This is a genomic window from Bacillus sp. 37MA, assembly GCF_000372765.1.
GTDB classification, from domain to species: domain Bacteria; phylum Bacillota; class Bacilli; order Bacillales; family Domibacillaceae; genus Domibacillus; species Domibacillus aminovorans.
This window is the reverse complement of sequence record NZ_KB889752.1, coordinates 1,181,406-1,203,285: the sequence shown is the minus strand read 5'-3', so window position 1 is coordinate 1,203,285 and position 21,880 is coordinate 1,181,406. Positions and strand designations below refer to the sequence as shown.

At 39.0% G+C, this 21,880-nt stretch carries 23 protein-coding genes; 10 read left to right on the top strand and 13 right to left on the bottom strand.

Annotated features, from left to right (window positions below):
- Positions 1 to 74: 74 nt before the first annotated feature.
- Positions 75 to 647 (bottom strand): ANTAR domain-containing response regulator, encoded by a 573-nt coding sequence (locus A3M5_RS0106795; protein ID WP_018393012.1) that lies wholly within the window; start codon positions 645 to 647, stop codon positions 75 to 77.
- On the bottom strand, positions 622 to 2,082 hold the full coding sequence (locus A3M5_RS0106790) for a GAF domain-containing sensor histidine kinase (RefSeq protein WP_018393011.1): 1,461 nt from the start codon (positions 2,080 to 2,082) through the stop codon (positions 622 to 624). Before A3M5_RS0106790 ends, A3M5_RS0106795 begins: the two co-directional genes overlap by 26 nt.
- 232 nt (positions 2,083 to 2,314) lie before the next feature.
- On the opposite strand from A3M5_RS0106790, the gene A3M5_RS24520 reads away from it, so the two are divergent.
- Positions 2,315 to 3,016: a hypothetical protein gene (locus A3M5_RS24520; RefSeq protein ID WP_063974710.1), complete on the top strand. Its 702-nt coding sequence runs from the start codon at positions 2,315 to 2,317 to the stop codon at positions 3,014 to 3,016.
- A gap of 233 nt (positions 3,017 to 3,249) precedes the next feature.
- Here the strand turns inward: A3M5_RS24520 and A3M5_RS0106770 are convergent, their stop codons facing one another.
- Positions 3,250 to 5,124 carry an ABC-F family ATP-binding cassette domain-containing protein gene (locus tag A3M5_RS0106770; RefSeq protein ID WP_018393007.1) on the bottom strand — a complete coding sequence of 625 codons (1,875 nt, stop codon included), beginning with the start codon at positions 5,122 to 5,124 and terminating at the stop codon, positions 3,250 to 3,252.
- 337 nt (positions 5,125 to 5,461) lie between these two features.
- Between A3M5_RS0106770 and A3M5_RS0106765 the strand changes: the two genes are divergently transcribed.
- The gene (locus A3M5_RS0106765; RefSeq protein ID WP_026221612.1) at positions 5,462 to 6,028 is read left to right on the top strand and encodes an SLOG family protein; all 567 of its coding nucleotides are present in this window, start codon (positions 5,462 to 5,464) and stop codon (positions 6,026 to 6,028) included.
- A gap of 36 nt (positions 6,029 to 6,064) precedes the next feature.
- Here A3M5_RS0106765 and purT read toward each other — a convergent pair whose 3' ends face one another.
- Positions 6,065 to 7,231 carry a phosphoribosylglycinamide formyltransferase 2 gene (gene purT / locus A3M5_RS0106760; protein WP_018393005.1) on the bottom strand — a complete coding sequence of 389 codons (1,167 nt, stop codon included), beginning with the start codon at positions 7,229 to 7,231 and terminating at the stop codon, positions 6,065 to 6,067.
- A 174-nt stretch (positions 7,232 to 7,405) separates the two neighbouring features.
- Here purT and A3M5_RS0106755 point away from each other — a divergent pair, with 174 nt between their 5' ends.
- Positions 7,406 to 7,900, top strand: coding sequence for a L,D-transpeptidase family protein (locus A3M5_RS0106755; RefSeq protein ID WP_018393004.1), 495 nt, complete (start codon positions 7,406 to 7,408; stop codon positions 7,898 to 7,900).
- Between the two features lie 275 nt (positions 7,901 to 8,175).
- On the opposite strand, the gene A3M5_RS25265 is transcribed toward A3M5_RS0106755, so the two are convergent.
- The 4 genes from A3M5_RS25265 to A3M5_RS0106725 form a co-directional block, all read right to left on the bottom strand.
- Positions 8,176 to 8,337, bottom strand: a complete 162-nt coding sequence (locus A3M5_RS25265) for a hypothetical protein (RefSeq protein WP_018393003.1) — start codon at positions 8,335 to 8,337, stop codon at positions 8,176 to 8,178.
- Positions 8,338 to 8,898: 561 nt separating this feature from the next.
- Positions 8,899 to 10,851 (bottom strand): S-layer homology domain-containing protein, encoded by a 1,953-nt coding sequence (locus tag A3M5_RS23670; protein ID WP_018393001.1) that lies wholly within the window; start codon positions 10,849 to 10,851, stop codon positions 8,899 to 8,901.
- A 360-nt stretch (positions 10,852 to 11,211) separates the two neighbouring features.
- Positions 11,212 to 11,889 (bottom strand): TerC family protein, encoded by a 678-nt coding sequence (locus A3M5_RS0106735; RefSeq protein ID WP_018393000.1) that lies wholly within the window; start codon positions 11,887 to 11,889, stop codon positions 11,212 to 11,214.
- Between the two features lie 589 nt (positions 11,890 to 12,478).
- Positions 12,479 to 13,000 (bottom strand): DoxX family membrane protein, encoded by a 522-nt coding sequence (locus A3M5_RS0106725; protein WP_018392998.1) that lies wholly within the window; start codon positions 12,998 to 13,000, stop codon positions 12,479 to 12,481.
- 618 nt (positions 13,001 to 13,618) lie between these two features.
- Between A3M5_RS0106725 and A3M5_RS0106720 the strand changes: the two genes are divergently transcribed.
- Positions 13,619 to 14,296 carry a response regulator gene (locus tag A3M5_RS0106720; protein WP_018392997.1) on the top strand — a complete coding sequence of 226 codons (678 nt, stop codon included), beginning with the start codon at positions 13,619 to 13,621 and terminating at the stop codon, positions 14,294 to 14,296.
- A 6-nt stretch (positions 14,297 to 14,302) separates the two neighbouring features.
- Entirely contained in the window at positions 14,303 to 15,700 is a 1,398-nt protein-coding gene (locus tag A3M5_RS0106715; RefSeq protein ID WP_018392996.1) for a HAMP domain-containing sensor histidine kinase, read from the top strand.
- A 195-nt stretch (positions 15,701 to 15,895) separates the two neighbouring features.
- On the opposite strand, the gene A3M5_RS24515 is transcribed toward A3M5_RS0106715, so the two are convergent.
- Positions 15,896 to 16,183, bottom strand: a complete 288-nt coding sequence (locus A3M5_RS24515) for an N-acetylmuramoyl-L-alanine amidase (protein WP_082193865.1) — start codon at positions 16,181 to 16,183, stop codon at positions 15,896 to 15,898.
- Between the two features lie 403 nt (positions 16,184 to 16,586).
- Here A3M5_RS24515 and A3M5_RS0106705 point away from each other — a divergent pair, with 403 nt between their 5' ends.
- A complete protein-coding gene (locus tag A3M5_RS0106705) occupies positions 16,587 to 16,850 on the top strand; it encodes a hypothetical protein (protein WP_018392994.1) in 264 nt (87 codons plus the stop codon).
- Between the two features lie 67 nt (positions 16,851 to 16,917).
- On the opposite strand, the gene A3M5_RS0106700 is transcribed toward A3M5_RS0106705, so the two are convergent.
- From A3M5_RS0106700 to A3M5_RS0106680, 4 genes are all read right to left on the bottom strand, one after another.
- Entirely contained in the window at positions 16,918 to 17,706 is a 789-nt protein-coding gene (locus A3M5_RS0106700; RefSeq protein WP_018392993.1) for a sigma-70 family RNA polymerase sigma factor, read from the bottom strand.
- Positions 17,703 to 17,876 carry a hypothetical protein gene (locus A3M5_RS25260; protein WP_018392992.1) on the bottom strand — a complete coding sequence of 58 codons (174 nt, stop codon included), beginning with the start codon at positions 17,874 to 17,876 and terminating at the stop codon, positions 17,703 to 17,705. The genes A3M5_RS0106700 and A3M5_RS25260 overlap by 4 nt, the downstream gene beginning before the upstream one ends.
- Before the next feature lie 211 nt (positions 17,877 to 18,087).
- A complete protein-coding gene (locus tag A3M5_RS0106685; protein WP_018392990.1) occupies positions 18,088 to 18,309 on the bottom strand; it encodes a hypothetical protein in 222 nt (73 codons plus the stop codon).
- A 410-nt stretch (positions 18,310 to 18,719) separates the two neighbouring features.
- Positions 18,720 to 18,959, bottom strand: coding sequence for a hypothetical protein (locus tag A3M5_RS0106680; protein WP_018392989.1), 240 nt, complete (start codon positions 18,957 to 18,959; stop codon positions 18,720 to 18,722).
- Between the two features lie 93 nt (positions 18,960 to 19,052).
- Between A3M5_RS0106680 and A3M5_RS26795 the strand changes: the two genes are divergently transcribed.
- The 4 genes from A3M5_RS26795 (at position 19,053) to A3M5_RS0106660 (ending at position 21,507) form a co-directional block, all read left to right on the top strand.
- Positions 19,053 to 19,160 (top strand): hypothetical protein, encoded by a 108-nt coding sequence (locus A3M5_RS26795; protein WP_018392988.1) that lies wholly within the window; start codon positions 19,053 to 19,055, stop codon positions 19,158 to 19,160.
- A 104-nt stretch (positions 19,161 to 19,264) separates the two neighbouring features.
- Entirely contained in the window at positions 19,265 to 19,462 is a 198-nt protein-coding gene (locus tag A3M5_RS0106670) for a hypothetical protein (protein WP_018392987.1), read from the top strand.
- Positions 19,463 to 19,991: 529 nt separating this feature from the next.
- The gene (locus A3M5_RS0106665; RefSeq protein WP_018392986.1) at positions 19,992 to 21,143 is read left to right on the top strand and encodes a tyrosine-type recombinase/integrase; all 1,152 of its coding nucleotides are present in this window, start codon (positions 19,992 to 19,994) and stop codon (positions 21,141 to 21,143) included.
- A 151-nt stretch (positions 21,144 to 21,294) separates the two neighbouring features.
- Positions 21,295 to 21,507, top strand: a complete 213-nt coding sequence (locus A3M5_RS0106660) for a hypothetical protein (protein WP_018392985.1) — start codon at positions 21,295 to 21,297, stop codon at positions 21,505 to 21,507.
- Positions 21,508 to 21,880 lie beyond the last annotated feature (373 nt).

Sequence of the window (21,880 nt, the reverse complement as noted above, 5' to 3'; positions counted from 1 at the left end):
TAAGCATGCATAAAAAGACGCCTAAAGAAAGGATTCTCTTTAAGCGTCTTTGCTTATCATTCATATGGACTTGTTTAGTCTGCGTATTTTGAGATGATTTCCTGTGCCAGCAACTCCATTGTTAGCTGACGAGACATGCTCTGATTACGCAATAATTTATAGGCTTCCTGCTCAGATAATTTTTCTTTTTCCATCAACAGTCCTTTTGCCTGCTCAATCAGCTTCCGCTTTTGAATTTCATCTTGAGCCGTCCGGATTGATTTTTTTAATTTTTTTGCTTTTTCCGCTTGATGCAGTGCAACACTGACTGCCGGCATGAGACTGGATTCTGAAATCGGTTTCACTAAATAACCGACGATGTTGTCCTGTTTTGACTTTTCAACAAACTCTTTCTGACTATAAGCTGTTATGAGCAATACAGGTAAATCCAACTGCTGGCCGATAATGGTACTTGCTTGCAGACCGTTGATTTTCGGCATTTTAATATCCATCAATACCAAATCAGGCTTCAACTCAAAAGCCAGTTCAACAGCCCGATCTCCATCCCCGGCTTCGCCCACTACTTCATAGCCATGATCTTGGAGCATCATTTTTAAATCCATTCGAATAATTGATTCATCTTCAGCGATCAGAATCCGTTTTTTCATAATAAATGACAACCTCCGGACTCAATGGAAACGTTAATATTGCGTAAGTGCCTCTTTCGACAAGCCTGTATCGAAATTCACCCGCCAAGTCGTTGACGACTAGATTATGGACAATTTCCAATCCAAGTGAATACCCTGCTTCCCCCATTCCGACGCCGTTGTCTTGAATGTGAAGTTCCACAAAGTCTTTGCTTGAGAAGAAATCGACATGGATTTCTCCAGATATTCCGCCGGGAAAAGCATGTTTGATTGAATTTTGAACAAGTTCATTCACAATTAGCGCAATTGAAACTGCTTTTCTGGATGATGTTAATATTTTATTGCCATTTGGCTCAATAATCAAGTCTACTTTTTGATTAAGGTCATTAATCACCATGGTTGAGCCAATTTTTCGTGTTAGTTCGATTAAGTCTACATCATCATCATCGGCGTTGTCATTTGCTAAAATTAACTCGTAAACTGAAGAAATACTGAAGATTCGATTTAATGTATCTTCAAAGTGGCTTTTACTCTCAAGAGGAAATCCTTTGCGCATTTGAAGTCTTAACAAACTTGCTACGGTCTGCAAATTATTTTTGACGCGGTGGTGAATTTCTTTAATAACAACTGACTTCATCATGAGCTCTTTTTCTTTTGTCCGGAGTTCTGTTAAATCTTGTATGATGAATAAAGTTCCCTGTAATTCATTCTTTTTATTGCGCAATTTCACTTTTTTAACTTCTAAACTTTTTTGAGCAAGTGTCAGTTCTAAAACAAATACTTCTTCCTGCTGATTTAATATGGGGTCCAAAAAAGGAAGAAGCTTTAAAATAGGTTCGTTTTGAATATACTCGGTCTGGCTTATTTCATGGATAAAGCGAACGCCGGATGGATTAGCATAAACCAATCGGTCTTCTGCATCTGTCAGCAGAAAAATTTCCATTAGTAAATCTGATATAACTGGATATTCATCCATTGTATTCGCAAGCAGATTACTCATGGCTTTTTGGCCGAATGAATGAGTCGGTTCCTGCTTTTTTTCACTGTACGATGCAATAACTTCCGCTTCCATGATCAATGCGCCTATGACTTGATGCTGTTTATTTTTAATCGGTACTACACTTTGTTCTACCATTTTCCCTTCTTGAGTTAAGGCACGATGCATAATAGATTTTTTGCCTGTTCTGTAACAATAGTAGACGCCGGGTTCGAATGTTTCAAAGACGATTTTTCCTACAACAGAGTTTTCGTATACCGCTTCCGGCGTCCTCGGGAATGCTTCTGCTACAACAATGGCTTGTTCGTTTTCCTTCATTTTGCAGTCGATAAACATGTACGCATTCGATAAATCCGCATACATCGGCAATGTACTGGCCACTTCTGAAATGATTTGGATATCAGCCGATGACAAGTTAGTATGCATTTCACAAAGCTGCTCAAGGGTTGATGGTTTCATAAAAACACCTTATCTTAAAATTTTTGAATAATATTCATTTTCATTATAAGAAGACTAAGGAATGGTGTCAAGAAACCTATCATTTACAAATATTTACTAAAATGCAAAAATAACCTTTGAGCAGTTGATGAAAAAGGCTTCTCAGCAACGCCTTAAACGTACCCATTTTTGTTTTTTGCATATGATGATTCGAAGTCTTTTTTAGATTATATTCTACCGGAGGAGAATGCATATGTATAACAATTGGTATCCGTATTACTATGAAAACCCATACTTCCCAGGAATTCCATCTTATGAGGCCGTTCCTACTAGTATCGCCCATGCTCAGCAACCTGTCGGTTTAGGAGTAAGATGGATCGTACAGGAAGGTGGATGGCAAGCCGTTTGGACTCGACGGGGCAACAGCAATGTTTTTGACGGCAGATGGTCAATGGCTGGACAAAGGGATATTACGGCCGTTTTGACGATGTATACATCAGGTAACTTCGTCTTTATTGAACGAAGAAATAGCAGTGATGGAAACAATTGTAACTATTCAGGAACATTTGGCCGTGATCGCAGAACGGCTTCAGGTACGACGTTTTGTAATCGCGGCGGCGGAAATTGGAGTGCTGTTATTGAACACCGGGGCCAACCGCAAGACAGATTGGGAAGAAGATGGGATGTACAAGAAGGCGCATGGCGAGCCGTTTGGACTCGACGGGGCAACAGCAATGTTTTTGACGGTATATGGACGCAGCCAGGTCAAAGAGATATTACCGCTGTTTTGACGATTACGATAGAGGGCAACAATGTCCGTGTTCAACGAAGAAATAGCAGCGACGGGAATAATTGCACGTACAGAGGGACTATGAGCCCTAATGGCAGAACGGTAACCGGTCAGTTCACATGTGATCGTGGCGGCGGAAATTGGAGTGCTACGATCATTGGATAAGAAAATTTTTCATAGACCAAAAAGGAGCCGTCTCATAAGCCCCTCTAAATAAAGAAAATCCGGAGAGAAATTTCATTTCTCTCCGGATTTTTTCGTTAATAGTGCATCATCCGAACAGTTTAGACTACGCCTGTGAAGATCATGTAAAACGTATTGGGTCACCCTCTTATGCTGTCTGTGAAATAGGAAGTTCCTTCTTCAATCAGACTGCAAGATCGATAAGGTGGAGTTTTTCACCCTTCTGCTATTTCTGCTAAGTACTCCCACCGTTCTAACATATGATCGAGTTTTGCTTTCAACTCTGATTCTTCTTCCATGAGCTGGCGGAGTTTTTCAAAGTCACTTCCGGCAGTGGCCATTTCTGATGAAATGTCGGTCAATCGTTGTTCCGCCACTTCCATGTCCTCCTCGATGGTTTCCCATTCTCTCGTTTCAGAATACGACATCTTCTTTTTTCGTTCAGGACGCTGCTGCGGAACCAAAGCTGTTTTTACTTCTACCTCAGCCGGTTCTTCTTTTTCTTCTAAAAAGTCTGAGTAGCTGCCATAGTAGTAATCGATAACGCCAGTCCCTTTAAAAACGAGCAGCTGGTGGCACACTTTATCGAGAAAATAACGGTCATGGGATACAGTAATAACGACGCCCGGGAAAGTTTCTAAATAATCTTCTAGTATCGTCAACGTTTGTGTATCAAGATCATTCGTCGGTTCATCTAAAAGTAATACATTTGGTGCAGACATTAAAATGTTCAACAAATACAATCTACGTTTTTCTCCTCCAGATAACTTCCGAATCGGTGTACCGTGCGTATGCATCGGAAATAAAAACCGCTCGAGCATTTGCGCAGCTGAAATGTAGCTGCCGTCTTTCAATTGAATAGAATCCGCTGTTTCACGAATGTATTCAATCATACGCAAATTGTCATTCATATCGTCGTTTTCCTGTGTATAGTAGCCAATTTTGACCGTTTGGCCAGTATCCAGCTCTCCTGAATCAATCATCTCTCTACCTGAAACGATATTTAACAGTGTCGACTTGCCGGAGCCATTGCGCCCGACAATGCCAATACGGTCGCCCCGTTTGAATAAAAAGGAGAAATTATGAAGAATGGGCTGGCTGCCGAAGGATTTGGTCACACTTTTTAGTTCAAGTACTTTTTTGCCAAGACGCGCGCCACTTAGTTCAATTTCAAGTGAATCCTGATTTGTTTTATTTTTCACGTCTTCATCTAGTGTTTCAAAGCGCTGGATACGGGCTTTTTGTTTCGTCGTCCGTGCTTTAGCCCCTTTTCGCATCCACGCTAGTTCTTTTTTAAACAAACTTTCTTTTTTTCCTTGTTCAAGCAATTCATTTTCTTCTCTTATTGCTTTAGATTCTAGAAAATCACTGTAATTTCCTTTGTATTCAAAGAGATGCCCTTTTTCAAGTTCCCATATTTCGCTTGAAACGCCGTCTAAAAAGTACCGGTCATGTGTAACAAACAAGACCGCTTTCTTATATTTTTGCACATATTCCTGCAGCCACTTAATGCTGTCATAATCGAGATGGTTGGTCGGTTCGTCCAAAATGAGCAAGTCAGGGGTTTCAATAAGCGTTTTAGCAAGAGCTGCCCGCTTTTTCTGGCCTCCTGAAAGCTCAGCCAGCTTTTTCGAAAAGTCTGGCAGACCGAGTTTTGTCAAAATTGTTTTGGCATCAGCACTCGTGTCCCATGCATTTAACGTATCCATTTGCTGCTGAAGATTCATTAATTTACTTTGCACATCTGTATCATCGGGGTTATTTTGCAGTTGCATTAGTGTTTTTTCGTATTCCTTTATAGCTATAAAAACCGGTGATTCACTTGCATAAAGAAACTCCATAATTGATAATTCTTCATTAAACTGTGGATTTTGCGATAAATACGAAATCGAATAATCATTTGGATGATCTTTTGCCCCTTTGTCATAATCATCGAGTCCTGCAATAATGTTAAGCAGCGTTGATTTTCCGGTTCCATTGATACCAAGGACCCCAATTTTATCCCCTTCCGAAATCGAAAAAGAAATATCATTAAATAGCGTTTTTTCACCAAGCGTTTTTGTTAAACCGTCTATCGTATAAACTTTCATATATGTACATCCTATTCTTTATAAATTTCAATACAAATCATCGTATAATGGGGTTATATCGTCTTAATCTTCTTTAATAATGTAAGTAACTGAATAGGAAGCTGGACTTGGTCATCATGAGTGTGCAGTTGTTCTAATTGTTCCTCTATCTCCGTTACTTCTCAATTCAAGTCTTCCATTTATCGATCTAATAAATCGTCATCTAAGGATACATGATTTTAGCTGTATGATCCTCATTTTATCATTGACGATGACAACTGTCATGGTTCGGCTTTCCTTATATTCCACAAAACGAATCCTAGAAAAATCGTGTAAAATGATGAATGAGGTGAAGATTTTGCTAAAAACTTTATTGCTGTCAGGTTATAAGAGCCATGAACTCGGTATTTGGGATACGAAAAATCCAGGCATTATCATTATAAAAACAGCGATTGAAAAACAGCTGCGTACGCTCGTAGAAGATGGACTAGAATGGGTCATTATTGGCGGTCAGCCTGGGGTTGAGCTGTGGGCAGCAGAAGTAGTCCTAGAGTTAAAAAACGAATTTTCTGAGCTGAAATTGGGTGTGTTAATGCCCTTTTTAGAACAAGAGAAAAATTGGAAAGAGGAACGGAAAGAGCATTATCAGACGATTATCGATCAGGCTGATTTTGTGGATGTGGTCTCGAAAAAGCCGTACATAGCCCCGTGGCAGTTTAAAGCGCGTGACGAGTTCTCACTCGATCATACAGATGCCCTTCTGCTCGTCTACGATGAGGAGAAAGAAGGCTCACCAAAATTTTTGAAAGAAGCAGCTGAAAGCCGGCTTGAGTCCAGTAATTATTCCATCATGATGATTAATATGTATGATTTACAGACCATCGTGGAAGAAATTCAAGAAAAAGAGCGGTCAGACTGGTTATAAAAGCTGCTCCGCAAAAAAAGCGGAACAGCTTTTTCTTTACTTATACGAAATGGTTATGTGGGAAGCAGCTTGTTTCGCTTGTTCACGTGCTTGTTCAACAGAATCCGCTGCGTTCAATACAACAGCCATACGTCGGCCGACTTTCGTTTCGGGCTTGCCGAAAAGACGAACTTGCGAATCAAGTGTTTCTAAGCTTTTCTCGATACCATCCAAGTCGTATGACGTACTTTCCTCCCACGCTTTAATCGTCCGGCTCGCACCCGGTCTCAGGAGACGGATCGCTGGAATAGGGTAGCCTAAAATCGCGCGGATGTGAATAGCAAATTCAGATAAGTCTTGTGTGACGAGTGTGACCATACCTGTATCATGCGGGCGCGGTGACACTTCGCTAAAATAGATACCGTTTTGCGTGATAAATAATTCCACACCAAACAGCCCGTATCCACCGAGTGCATCGGTGATTTTTTTCGCCACGTTTTCTGCTTCTTCAATTTGTGCTTCGGTCATGTTATGTGGCTGCCAAGATTCAATATAATCGCCGTCCTGCTGAATGTGTCCAATAGGTGCACAATACGTTGTGCCAGAGACAGAACGGACCGTTAAAAGTGTAATTTCCGATTCAAATGTGATAAATTCTTCAACGATCACACGCGTTTTTTTCGCACGTCCGCCTTCCATTGCTTCATTCCATGATGTTTCAACATCATTAATCGAGCGGCAAACACTTTGTCCTTTTCCCGATGAACTCATGATCGGTTTAATGACACACGGCGTACCGATTTTTTGCACAGCTTCCTTCAATTCATCAAGCGTATCCGCAAATTCATATTTTGCGGTCGGCAGCCCAAGTGTTTCACTAGCCAGACGGCGAATCCCTTCCCGGTCCATCGTCAAATTTGTCGCTTTTGCGGTTGGAATGACGTTGTAGCCTTCCTTTTCAAGCTCAATCAATGTTTCTGTCGCAATCGCTTCAATTTCCGGAATAATATAATCTGGTTTTTCCTGTTCAACAAGTTTACGTAGTGCCGCGCCATCGAGCATATTGATCACATGAGATGAATGCGCCACTTGCATCGCCGGCGCATTTACATACCGGTCAACGGCTACTGTCTTTACGCCTAAACGCTGCGCCTCTATCACTACTTCTTTCCCCAGTTCCCCCGAACCGAGCAGCATTATTTTTTTCGCTTTAAGCCCGCTCATCCAAACCACTCCTTGACGTACGTTATTTCCTCCATCATAGCGCACAGAAAAATGTGTTTCAATAAAAATAAGCATTAATATCTACACGATCCATGCTCGGCTATGCAATTAACGTTCAATTTTAAAATGGCTATGAATAAAATGAAGTATCAATGCGTAAAGGAGATATTTAACATGATTCACACGGTTAAAGCAGGAGAAACTCTTTCATCAATCGCTGGAGATTATCGCGTTTCATTAGCATCGCTTATTGCAGCGAATCCAGGGATCACACCAAATATGATTTATGTCGGGCAAAGAATCCGTATCCCCGGCCTTCCTTCTCCCGCCACCATTCCTTTTTCCATCCATATCTCACTCTCAAAAAGAACACTCACTTTACTCTATCAAGGACAGACGAGAAAAGTATATCCGATTGGTGTTGGCAGAATGCTTCATGACACACCAGTTGGTGACTTTATTATTATTAATAAAGCGCCAAATCCAGGTGGACCTTATGGGACTATGTGGATGAGCTTATCTAAAAAAGGTTATGGCATACATGGTACAAACGATCCATCGTCAATCGGAAAGTATGTATCAAAGGGTTGTGTCCGCATGTACAATAAAGATGTTGAAGAGCTGGCAAAAACCATTCCAATTGGCACATCCGTTTTTATCCGACCGTAGAGCCTCCCATTCAAATAAAGCTGGTTCCTTAAGAAACATTTAGGTTGGACCAAGTATAGGCTAAATGAATGAATGTTTTTGAAACAGTTGAATGAGCAGCTTCATGTATAAGAAAAAGCAACCATGTGAGAGGCTGCTTTTTCTATTTCACTTAGTACTATTCGTTATTTTATTGAAAAGAGGTTTGATATTTTGAAATCTTAAATATTTCAAGGCCATACGTATACAGGTATATAAAAGTGGACGAGAAACTCGATTCGATGTCGAGCCGTAATTTAGATGCTGCCTATGACAGTAAGAACAAGGCCCGCGGCAATCATGTACAAACTTCTTCTCACACCCGGGCGTCTTCTCATCCGTTTCATAAAAAAAGAAAGGATACCCGCCAACATAATAACCATACCGATAAATGATAAAGATTCACCTAATGCTTCCATTCAATTTCCTCCTAAGTTTGATAAAAAAGATGCAGCTATGTGTCTAATTGTACCAATTTATTAATCGAGTAGCATTATCCTTTTTGGACCACGATTGGGAAAAATGAAACTACCTGTTCTCAATTGAATATCGAGAACAGGCAGCCTAAATACTTCTTCTCTCTAGTTTATTAGAATAGTTTAACTATTCATAATAATAGTATATTTTCATAACTATGTAAATGATAGATGCAAGTCCTTACTTGGAAAGTGGTAGTATATGACAAAATTTAAAACAGTTATTTGCATCAATTAGCGTATGAGGAAAAGCAGCTCGTTTTGTGCAGCTGCTTTGACAACATACCACAAATTCAATCGTTTAATAGGCCTTTACTTGTTAAAAATGCTTGTGCTGTTTCTGCTGCACTTTTATTCTCTACATTCACTAACTGCAATGCCAATTCTTTCATTTACTTTCCCCTTCTCTTATTTTAAAAATTATTGTTAGGAATAAATCGATATAAAGAAAACGCCATAACCCTTTTGTTCTGGCGTTTTTAAGTCTTCACTCACGCAAACAAGTTAGTTGCGTTGATTGATCGCACGATATAAAAATGCAGCTGTTTGAGCACGAGTTACATGTTGGATAGGGCCGAATGTACCGTTCGAATTTCCGACTGTAATGTTATTAGTCGCTAAAGCATTAATATAATGCGCAGCCCAGTGGTCTTTTCTCACGTCTTTAAAAGACTTGGCGGAATGTTCCTCTAGCTGAAAGGCTGTTGATAATAGTCGTGCCATTTGAGCACGAGTCAATGGTTCATTCGGTTTAAAGGTTCCATCCTTGTAGCCAGACATAATGTCTTTTTGCTTCAAAAAGCGAATGTACGGCAAAAATTCATTGTTTGACTGTATATCTGTAAAGACCGTCTGATCTGTTATACTGTCCTTCTCGAACTGTAAAGCATTCGCTACGATTTTAGCAGCTTGAGCTCTCGTTATCGCTCTATTTGGCTGGAACTTTCCATCAGAATATCCATTTAAATAGCCTTTTTCGGCTGAAAACATAATTTCTTTATATGCCCAGAAATCTGTATCTACATCTGAAAATGATGGAGAGTCCTTTACCCCTTTGATCCAGTTTGCTGTATCTTGAATAAACGTCTCAGGTACATTCGCTGGAATAGCGTACTCCGAAAAATTTGGGTCTCCCTCATAATTGACGAGCAAATGAATTAAATCTGGGTACATTTTGTACGAAACATTATCCCGCGTTTTTAAAGCGGATTCCCACTCCTCCAAATAGGTTGGCGGTACTTGCAAGTCTTTACCTCCTTGCATAATAAGAAGAGGATCGTCTTGCTCAGCGGCTAACTGTGATGGGACATAATCGCGAAGTTCGTACCACCAATAAGCGTTTGGTAATTGAAGTTCTTCCGGAATGTTGTCTTTTGAATAGACCGGATTGTTGATAAGAGCCATTTGTTGCTGCCAAAAATCAAGATTTGCTCGTAACGCTTCGAGCTGTTCGGCAGGCAGCCCTTGCGTTTCCGCTCTTTTCAACGCTTCTTGTTGCTGCCATAACATGACATCCTGAAACTTGCCGCTTGGTCCCGATACGATAATGCCCCCATCAATTTGGTTCTCATGATCCATTTCTAAAATGCGTGGCAATGCATATCCGCCTTGGCTATGTCCTAATACATAGACTTCATCACTCACTTCGGGCAGGGAATGCAGAAGGTTGACAGCCTTCAGTGCATCATCGATCGTCTCCTCATAGATGCTAAATTTCATGTTCATCGCTGTTTTAATATGATGCTCTCTTGTCACTTTCTCATAGCGCAAGACAGCAATCCCTTCATTTGCTAAACCGACTGCTATATCACGAAAAGCTTTCGTAGAATAAAGGGCTTCGTCTTGATCATTCGGTCCCGAACCATGCACAAGGATGACTGCAGGGAAAGGCCCTTCTCCCTTTGGTAACGTTAACGTGCCTGGAAGAGCAAATCCTCCTTCTCCAATTTTCATTTGCCGCTCTACATAATTATCTTTCCGTTCATAAGAAGGCTCCTTATACTCACTCGGCGGTGTATAATAAAACGGCATATAAAAATCATCAATATTTCCCGCTTTATCGAGATTAATCGTCACGTCCATCGGGGACACGGAGCCTTCATACGTCATCACAACATTTGTATGAATCCTGTTTGTTTCCCTCTTGATGGATAATTGTTTTCCTACTTTACCGAAAGGGACCGTTTTTGCTTCCCAAATAATCGGCAACATATCTTTTGATACATGTTGTTTGAAGTTTTCATTTAATAAGGCGTAAGCCTCTTCCCACTTCTCATTCGTAACCGCTGTCATAAATGCGCTTGCCACTTGTTCAGCATTCATCGGAGCAATTGTGCCGGCTGACTCCTCCGCATGTACGATCGCCTTATTTTCTATAGGCAGAATGATGCCACCAGTTCCTATCATGGCTGTTAGGACGGCAACTCCAACTTTTTTCGATTTCTTCTGTTTTCCCATTTCTTTTCCTCCATCCTCCAAAAATTAGGAATTTCTTTGTGATTTTAATAATATAATAGTTTCCAAGTCTCTACAACTTCTAACATTAAAAGAAAAATAAGACAAAAAAGCCGAAATAAAAAGAAAAAACCGATTTTCGTCGGTTTTTCCAGATAGATTAGATAGTGTTCTCTACTTTACGACTCGCTTGGCACCGATATAAGCATTTTCCCAATATTTTGTATTCAATGAACCATTTTTTGTTTCTCCAAAGATGACCACTGAACCGTTCGAAAAAGCAGAAAAAGCTTAATTTCTTGTCATTAATCAAACAAAGAGGCTTTCTAAAATCGAAAGCCTCTTTGTTATGATCATTTACTGCTAGTCTGCTTTTGGCAAATCTTCGCCAAACTTTACCCGTTTTTGTTTTAGTGTAGCCGCAATGAGGATGCCGGCGACGATGATAAGTTCAAAACCGTATTTCACCCAGGGGGAAACGAAATAGTCAGCCAGGAATGGCTCACCCACAATCATTTTTGCTGCGGTCCAACCGAGGATAGCGGCGCCAATCGTGATAATGACGGGATACCGCTCCATCATTTTTAAAATGAGTGTGCTGCCCCACATAACGACCGGGATAGAAATAAGGAGGCCGATCATCACAAGAAGGAAGTTTCCGTGAGAGGCACCAGCAACCGCCAGAACATTATCAAGTCCCATTAACGCATCAGCGATAATAATCGTTTTAATGGCCCCCCACAAGGAATCTGCGGCTGTAACCTCATGCTCTTCTTCTTCTACAAGCAGCTTGTAGGCAATCCATACGAGCAGGATTCCGCCGATCAAGTGCAGGCCAGGAATTTGCAGCAAGTACACGACCAAAAGAGTGGCAATCGTTCGAATGACAATTGCACCGATCGCACCCCAAAAGATCACTTTTTTCTGTTGGTCTTTCGGCAGTTTACGCGCAGCCAGACCGATTAAAATGGCATTATCACCAGCCAAAACGAGGTCAATCATAATAATGGCAAATAACGCTGTTAAAAATTCTGTTTCCATCTTTTTATTCTCCCTTCATATTTAAAAAAGAAAAAGACCTTTACCATTATATAATGGCAAAGGCCTCGCTGAACACTTAAATAATTAAGATGTCAATAAAGCCGGAGGAATTAATTCCACGTAATGACGACTTTATTTCAGGATATTCCTGACGCTACTCCCTTTATGGGCTACTCTATTTTATTTTATAGTGCGATGGCACCTGTTAAAATCCCGACAGCGACCATTACAACAGCAGATAAAAGAATCCATGGAGGCGTGTAGCGCTGCAATTTACCAAGAAGCCAGCTCACTTCGTATTGCTCATTATATATTCAATTATGTAAATAAAAAAGGATAATTAGTCCTTATAATAGACTAACTATCCTATAAATTATTATCTAAGTTTAATGGGAATGAAGTTTCTTTTTTAAAATTCAAGCAATAAAAAAGGCGCTGCCGTACTTTTTAGAGATCAAGCTTTCATCTATCGCTTTCATAATAGCGGAGGAGCGGTTTTTACATTTAATTTTGAATAAATGATCGACACATAGTTTTTAACCGTGCCTAACGAAAGAAACTAAACAGTGTCCATGAAAATATACTAGCTTCATTCTGTTTGATTCCATCTCATATAGTTAGGTTTCTTTGCTTTGAAGAAATCTTCAATTTTAAAATATCGGTCTAAACTTAAAATCAATGCATCTTTTCTGAAGAATAATAATCCGAATGCAGATGTATAGAGAGTTAAGCTAAGTAAATTCATATTACCGGAAAGGATAAAATTAATTTGCATAAATAAGCAGATAAAAATAGCTGGTAGTGTCATAAAGCCAACTATTAAGCATACGCCCATAATTATTTGGGCAATGGGTATTGTGTAATTTAAAAATAGCACATGATTTAAGGCTATCCCATCAATAAAACTTTTATAAAATTCTGGAACATTTGGCTTGTCCAATGCTTTTGTCAAATATTCTGTAAGGAACACCATCGGTTGGTCGTACCATGATACTTCTCCTGTTTTGCCTGTAATTTTGGTTAATCCTGCCAAAAACCACCCTACTCCAAATAATACCCTCATGAGCACTACTAGAAATTTGATTACAGTGTTATCCATTGATTTTTCCATATCATCACCTCTTAATAAAATAGCTTTTTCCTGTCAACTTTGAATTTCAAATTTATATAAAATCTCCATTACTAATTTCACAATTCTTTAGACCCCTCATACTGGAATCCCTATTTAAATTCCGTTTCAACAGACTATTTTCATATTTCATCTATCTATATATGTACTTCTTTTCTAATCCCTATTTCCTGTTACATCATAAATTCCTCCTAGATAGTATAGAGATGCTAAGTTTAATAATGATAATCATTATCAAAAAATCAGGCGATGTCGTCATAATACAAAAAAAGAATTAAAAAATTTTAAAAACAAAATTAAAAAAAATTAATTTTTTGCCCCGATGTTCCAAAATTCCTCCCTTATGATTCGTTTTTTACTTCTTTTAATCTAAGTTTTAAATTGTCTTGTTCAAGTTAAATGATCATAAAGATAGTTATTATATTAAGTTTTACAAAGAAACAACATCGCTATCTGTTAAAGTGTGATTTTTTATTGGTTTTTATATGGGATAAATTAGCGGATTGACCAGTCATATTAATCTAAGATATAGTTATGAAAAATTGATAGTGATTATCATTATTAAAATATAAAATGAGTGTATTTTTTGGGGGAAATGAAATGCGAGTGCTGTTGGTCGAAGATGAGATAAAAGTAGCTCGGTTTATATCACAAGGGTTAAAAGAGCACCATTATGTTGTAGATGTAGCGTACGATGGTGAAATGGCCTGTGAGCTGGCTTATGCTGAGGATTATGATCTTTTAATTGTCGATCTTATGATCCCAAAGAAAAATGGGGCTCGATTAATCAAGGAATTGAGGTTAAATGGAAAAAATGTTCCTATTCTTATTCTCAGTGCCAAAGATTCTGTGACTGATAAAGTAGAAGGGCTTGATATAGGAGCGGACGATTATATGACAAAGCCTTTTGCTTTTACGGAATTATTAGCACGTTTACGTAGTCTGTTAAGGCGAAAACAAGAAAAGACATCACCACTTTTACAAATAGAAGATCTGAAGTTAAATCCCTCCACGAGAGAAGTGACTCGAGGGGAGCTGCCTATTTTTCTTTCCAATAAGGAATATGCAATTTTGGAATTTATGATGAGAAATGCTTGTAAGATTTTGCCTCGAACTCTGATTCTAGAGCATGTATGGATGGATGCTTACAATATAGGAACGAACGTGGTGGATGTTCACATCAATCACTTAAGGAATAAAATCGACAAAAACTTTGATTTAAAACTCATACAAACGATTTATAGTGTAGGTTATATGATCAAAGGAGGAAATGAATAAGACATCATGAAATTTTTAAAAAGGATTGGATGGAGAATTGCAATTTGGCATTCGGTTATGTTTATGTTCGTTTTATTCCTATTTAGTGGATTCTTGTATATTACATTTTCGGATATGTTAACTAAAAAAGTTGATTCGATGCTGGCTAGAGAGCTCGGTTTAATTACGTATTGTTTAGAGAAAAAGGATTCGTTTACTGAAATTGAACAACACATAAATGGATTGCCAAGTTTTGCGGGGATTAATAAAGAAGAAATATATTGGCAAATTGAAAACGAACGGGGGCAACTCATTGCGGGATCTCATAACTTGCATGGCAAACAAATCAAACGCTCAAATGTGTTAGACAGGAAGGTTGAAAATGTTTCCGTCTGGAATACCGATTTGAGTGATACACCCATTCGTGCAATGTCAATGTCTATGAGTTCTAAGGGGATATTAAAATATCAAGTCACAGTGGCTACATACAGTAGGATATTGGAAGTGTCCATTTTGAATTTAAAACACATTCTTTTATTTCTTACATGCTGCTTTGTAGGAGTCTCGGTGGTCATGGGGTGGCTAATTTCCAAAAAAACATTACAGCCGATTCATCAAATAATCAATACTACTAATCAAATTACAGCAACAAATTTATATGAACGGCTCCCTATTGAAGGGCCGGAAGATGAACTGCAGAGTTTATGTATAACTCTTAATTGTATGATGGATCGATTGGAAGCCTCTTTCACTCAAATTCAACAGTTTACTTCCGATGCTTCTCATGAACTTCGCACTTCCTTAACGATTATGCGAGGAGAATTGGATGTTGCTTTAAATAGAAGTAGATCAGAAGTGGAATATAAACGTGTCCTACATACTATTTTAGAAGAGGTCATCTATTTATCTGATATGGTAGAAAAATTTTTATATTTATCGAGAGATACCTCAAATTCAAATCAGATAAAGCGAAAAACAGTGGACGGAGTGTTCTTACTTCAATATGTAAGAAATCATTTATTACCCTTAGTCCTGAAAAAACAGATTAATTTGAATATTCAAATTAATGAGCCGTTCACTCTCTACGGGGATGAAGATCTCTTACGAAGATTATTTATTAATTTGGTGGAGAATGCAATTAAGTACACCCCAACAAGTGGAACAGTGGAAATCAAGGCATGCAGTATAAAAGAAATAATTTATATTGAAGTAATTGATCATGGAATCGGTATTCCGCAGGAACACTTGCCTTTTATCTTTCAACGATTTTATCGGGTGGACGATTCCCGGTCAAGAAGTCAGGGAGGAACAGGATTAGGGTTATCTTTATGTAAATGGATCATAGAGGCTCACAAAGGAACGATTGAGGTTCAGAGTAAACTAGGTGAAGGAACTAGGGTAATTGTAGGATTGCTTGCTAGGTAACTGGATGCGGCAGGTCTTCTTCTATTCTGACCAAATTGGTAAACCCACGTCATGTCAGTGGCTCATAGCATGCAGAGATTCACCTTGAATAAGACCATTAAAAAAAGCCCCGGCTGCAAACACGTAACGGTGGCATGCTCGTTTCTATTATATCATCCTTCTGTACGGATAAACGGATTATAGCCGACTTTCTCTTTAATGAAAGCAGCGGTTTCTTCGACCGATTCCTTGCTGTCGAATACTCCGGTGAGAATTCGGTACTTGCCAGCTGTTACTTGGCCCGAGCCTGTCACAGCTTGACATGGATTTAGGAGTCACTCCAACTGCTTTTGCAATCCCATCGGCAATCGCCCGGCAAAACTCCGCAAAAAATGCCTGGCCATTGAGTTTGTCCATATCACCTTTATTATCGACGAATAAGCATTCGAGCAATAAGGCTTTCGCCTTTGTTTCATGCAATACGGCTACGTTTTTGCCCGGAATGGACGTTCAAGGTGTTTTTATATACTTGTCACTGCTTGTCTTTATATTCCAACCACTAATTATTTCTAAAACGTATTTTGAGACCTTTAAATTACTTTCTTTTCTTTTTTTCTCATACTACTCAACAGCTTTACGCTGTTTTGAAGTTAAATAGCCCATATACATTCTCGGAGCGTTTTTTCTCCTATTTCTTTTATTCACTTTGTTTCCTCCATTCTAAATCGTACGGAGGCCTGTATTCGACAACTGCCTGACATAGTACTGTTGATTAAACTTCAGCTTTTTCCAATCCAAACCTGACGCCTATTATAAGGTCCTCATAGTCCTTTTCCTTATCACGCTAAATAATTTTCCGCATAAAATGTAAACGTTATTAATCCTTACATTTCAGGAGGTTAATGTGATGAAACCAGATCAATTAAGAGGTGCTAAGAAAGAAAATTCTTCGTCATCTTCTGAAATTAATGCCGCACAGCTCGCAATCATTGGGTCCGCAGTCGTAGCCCTCGGTGAGATTATAGGAGTATGTGCCGATGTGTTGGCTTTAGAAGAACTCTCAAACACTAATTCTCAAGATCAATTAAGTCTGGAGCCCATTCAACAGCAATTAAATACTATACAAAAACAACTCGATTATTTAACGAGAGAAGCATCTAAAAAACATTAAAAATTCAGCTGCATCACTTTTATTTATCGATTGCGCTTCTACTCCGCTCGGGTCTACTCCATCACATTTACTTTCTACCCGAGCTCCTTCTTCTAATAATGTACTCACGTTTCAAATTCATGTAGATCGCTTCATCAATTCGATTTGCTGTTACTGCCATTTGTTTTTCCTCCTCTTTGTCATATTGCTTCCAACGCTCGCCGATTTGCTTTAAATACCTAGATACTTGAACCTGGGAAACTCCAATAATTCTACCAACTTCTTCCTGTGTATTTCCTTCCATGCTCAACTGAATAACAAGCTTCAATTTTTCCGGAATACTGTTAATAAAGTCATCGACGATAACCGTTGTGACGTCCTCTTCTTTGCCGATCATGTCAGAAAACGTGTGTTCATTTCCGTCTTTATTAATAACCGGCGCATCCAAATTGGTGAATCGAAGTTCTAGTGCCATTAACGCGTGTTCAACCGCTTCTTCTTTACAACCGATGATTTCTGCTATCTTTTCAGGCGTTTCATCTTCAAGACTCTGCATTTTGATCTTATTAGCAATTTCTTTCGTAAGCCGCGGGACTTTTATTTTGCTATCAAAATCACGCAGCCCTCTTTTTATTTCGCCTTCTACCATGGGCACGCAATACGTCGAAAATCGTAATCCTCTTTCTGTATCGAACCGGTTAAATGCTTTTATCAAACCTTCATTTGCATAACTGAAAAGGTCCTCTATTTCCAATCCGACGAATTTTCCCCACTTCGAAAACCGATTCACCTCTTTATAAAGCATTTTCTCGTACTGTATCCTCGCCTGTTCAAGTGTTAGTGTTCGTCCATCCAACTCCTTGATAGCTGCCTTCATTTGTGATTCAAATCTTTCTTTGATTCGTCCGTGATTTTCTCTACTCGCGTCATACTGTTCAAGCGATATTCAGCAATCAGTTTTTCCCGTTCCTCAAATGACGGTTTCGGATTCCCTGCATGGCTGTTTTCTTTTAGCACCGTTTCATATCGTCTCTGGCTGTATCTCAAAAATCCCATCTCCTTTTTTCACGCTGGTTTTCCCTTACTAGCCCTTGTACTCGTTCCAACCGAAACGCAACGGGCGTTCTTTCGTCAAATACAATTTCTTTTAATCACCCCATCATCTTCTCTGCATGCCTTGATTTCATTTCAGCTATTTTTAACCGGCGTTCTAGTTTAAGTATGAGTTCACTTTTTTTGAATTCTTCTCGAAATGTTGTCATGATGCATCACCGCCATCCACGCACTGCCGTGCCCTTACTTTCGCCATTTCCGCCACACATGCTATTTCCCGTGCGTATGGATCGCCCGCTTCGATGAATCCCTTCTCAATCAGCTGCGCCGCTAACTTGTCGATATCATCTCTTGTATATCCTTCGGAGCGGAATAATCGTTCGTGGTAACTCATTGGCTTTTCAATGTACATCGTAAAGGATTTCATTCTGCCATCTCCCTTTCTGCCAGACGTTTCAATCGCCCGCTCAAATGTTCAAACGATTCCATCTCCCTCATGAGGAGTGCGACGTTTATCAATTCTCTGATTCCGGCTTTTCACCTAGCTTGTGAATATTGCCGTTCATGACGTTCTCAGGATTTTTCTGTTTTTAACACAACAAACCGTTGACACATTCGCATTAGAAAAGTTTACAAACTCGATTGTCTTTTCAATCTTCTATTTAACCCAAGAGTCTCTTTCGAACACGATAAACGCTCTCTGTTATTTGATTATTCGTAAATTGACCACATGCCGTTAACAAAGTTTTCGATTGTTATGCCCTTTTCTACGAATGTTCTAAAGTGATTTTCTGCACTAAAACGGTGTTCAACATTTAATAGATGCAAGGTCACAAATTATCCGTCTTTCAACGCTTTCAACGCCTTCATCGCTTCCTCAAGGGGTGCGTGTTTCGACAGTATGTGCCATATTAAACATTTATACGACAGAATAATATCTTTATGCACATTTCCGTCTTCTTCCTCAAAAAAAAGACTATGCTTCCATGAAACTGTATACTCTTCATTTTCATCTGTTGCTGTTTCGCATGGTTTTAGCTGATCAATTAGTTGCCAGATTGTTAGCCATTCACTCACTTGATTCATGCTCCTATTTTCTCGGCTTTATTCGTCCGTTCATTTCCCTCGACATCACCAGTAGAAGCACTTTAGAAAGGGAACTCGAACTTCATGTTCCAAAACGGTAAATTAATCAGCAAAGCCCAAGCAGGTCTTGGTAAATCAAACGATGCAAAGATTACTGCTGAGGGATTTAACAAGATTCAAAAACGCAATTAGGATTAGAATACATTTACGGCTCCGCTCACGCAGGGCTTTTTCTTTTATTTTTTTGAATAAACCACACAAATTCGGGTATATGCCTATATAAAGGAGAGATTCATATGAATCAGGTAACTCATTATCTTCATTTGCATAAAGAATACCTATTCGGAATGAGTGAACAAACTAGACCCGGTGAACTCGATCATTTTGAAACACTCCATCTCGACTTTTATGATTGGTTGCAAAAAGAACAAGGTCTCTCGCCCGAACAGGCACAAGCTGTGATTAACGATTCCTGCACGATAGGAGAAGATTGAGCCTACGAGCTTCTTTTTTAATTTTCACACGTACGTTCTATATGAGGCGGAAATAAAGGCGGGGTATTAGCCCCGCTTGTTTCTGGTATTTATTTAAAGCTTAATTTGTATAAATTACCCTGAGATGGTTAAACTGTTGTTGCATGAGAGTTCACTCCTGCATACTGTGTTTTCACTCTTTCTGGTCGAGGGTCTTCGCTTCCCTCGGCTTTTTGTATATACTTCTATTAATTGGAAATAATGTTATTGACCGAAACATTCTGCTATGTTGATTTCTATTTTTAAAAGTTGGAGCAACCCGGCTTTTTTTTATGCTGAATAAGCAGGATGTGAGTTGTTCGGTCATGTTTGTTCCCCTCATAAGTAAGAGTGCATTATACCCCCTTCATATTTACCGTAGATTGTTAGAGTCTACTAGTTATTAACTATTATTTTGTTTATAAATAAAATTTTGACAGTTATCTTTACTTATATTAAGGTTGTATTAAATAAGAAAAGGACGCGATTTTCAAGGAATGGAGTGTTTCGCATGGCAAGTTACATCGTATTGGATAAGAAAAATCCGGCTGATAAAAGCGAACTGCCGCGCATTAAAATCACCGCTGAATTAGGGTACGATGAACGCGGGAAACGGATCAGACGTAAGAAAACCGTCTCGCTTAAAAGTTTATCTGATCGCGCGATTAAAAAAGCGATTACGGAGTTTGAGATTGCAGTCGCAAACAGTGGACCGATAGACACGAATAATATGACGTACCGGGATGCTGTTGCGCTGTGGCTAAAAAACCATGTGACCCATTTAACCTATCATTCGCAAAGAGCGTATAAGATGAACATTCAGCCGGCTGTCGAATATTTGGGCGACTTAAAATTGAAGGATTTAAAGAAGATTCACATCGTTGAATTTATGAACCACCTGACTAAACAAGACGAGAAATCAACCAACTATAAAATGCGGGTGAATCGCGTCATGCTTCAAAAGATGGTGGAATGGGATTTACTTGATGAAAATGTGGCTGATGCAGTGAAAAAGACAAAGCAGAAGAAACAAGAAATGTCGTTTTACGATGAAAATGAAGTGAAGCAGCTGCTTGATCTGTTACCGTCTGCCTTGCCGAAACATCGGATGGTAATTCAAATGGCACTCTTTTCCGGAATGAGGATTGGTGAAATTTCTGGCCTGACAATGGATAATGTAAACTTTAACGATAATACCATCACGATCAAACATACGTTAATACATGATAAAGAAAACGACACCTTCTTTCTTGGAGCGACCAAGAATAAAAAGGTGCGTGTAATTCCGATGCCAGAACACTTTATGGCATCGCTCAAAAACTATATAAAAGAAGTGAAGAAAGACCGTATGTTTCAAGGTCCTGATTGGTGTGGTGTTGAGGGGATGGATTTAATCTTTTGCCGCGCTGACGGATACCCTCATTCAGACAATGCCTTTTCGAAATATTTTTTAGAGTTCATCGAAAGGCACGGATTGAAACGAATCCGATTCCACGACTTGCGGCACACGCACGCGTCTCTTCTTCTTTCTAAAGGTGTAAACATAAAAGTTATCCAAGAGCGTCTAGGGCATAGTAGTATCACACTCACAATCGACACGTATTCACATTTAACAAAAGAAAATGAACTGGAAGCCGTTACGAAGCTTTCAAACATGTTTTAAGCTTATTGGTCCCCTTTTAGTCACCTAAAATAAAAAATACGATGAAAATACCTATTGAATCCTTATTATATAAGGATTTTCTGTTTTTAGTTTGCATAAGTATAAATTATCTATACTTTACATAATAAAATTATAGTAAATGAGGACTTCCATGTTTGAACTATCTATTTTTCAATCGCAAAATGCTTTTTTAGAAATGCTGCTGTCAAGAATGCATTTATTGGATAACGACCGTAATTTATCGCTCGAAAACTGCACAGACGAAGAATTTTCTGTCTGGATTCAAACGGAAATCGGAAGACGATGCGTGAATTGCCCACCTGTGAAGCAAAAGCGATTATCGACTGCTTTTCAAAAGCAGTGAAAACATAAAAAAACCGCTTGCAAATTGAAGCACGCGACCGGTTGGTTGGGTTTCTATTATTGACGCTTGGCATTCTGGCATCAGAATTAATCCAATTAAATTGGGGATGTTTCCACCGCAACAATCGTGGTGATTTACTTGTGGGTGTGATCGGAAAAGCATAATAGGCATAGTCCGTTCTATCCGTTGTAAAAGATTTAGTTGGACGTACAGATATATCGCTTACCAACTTATATTTAGAATGGATTCAAGAAGATCCGATGCACGATCATTTAAAAAATGTGTGTTTTTGATGATGTTTGAGATTCGCTCTCTCGCGCATCGAAAATGATAAAATTGAGTAACTATACATCTCGATGCAACGACATTTGAT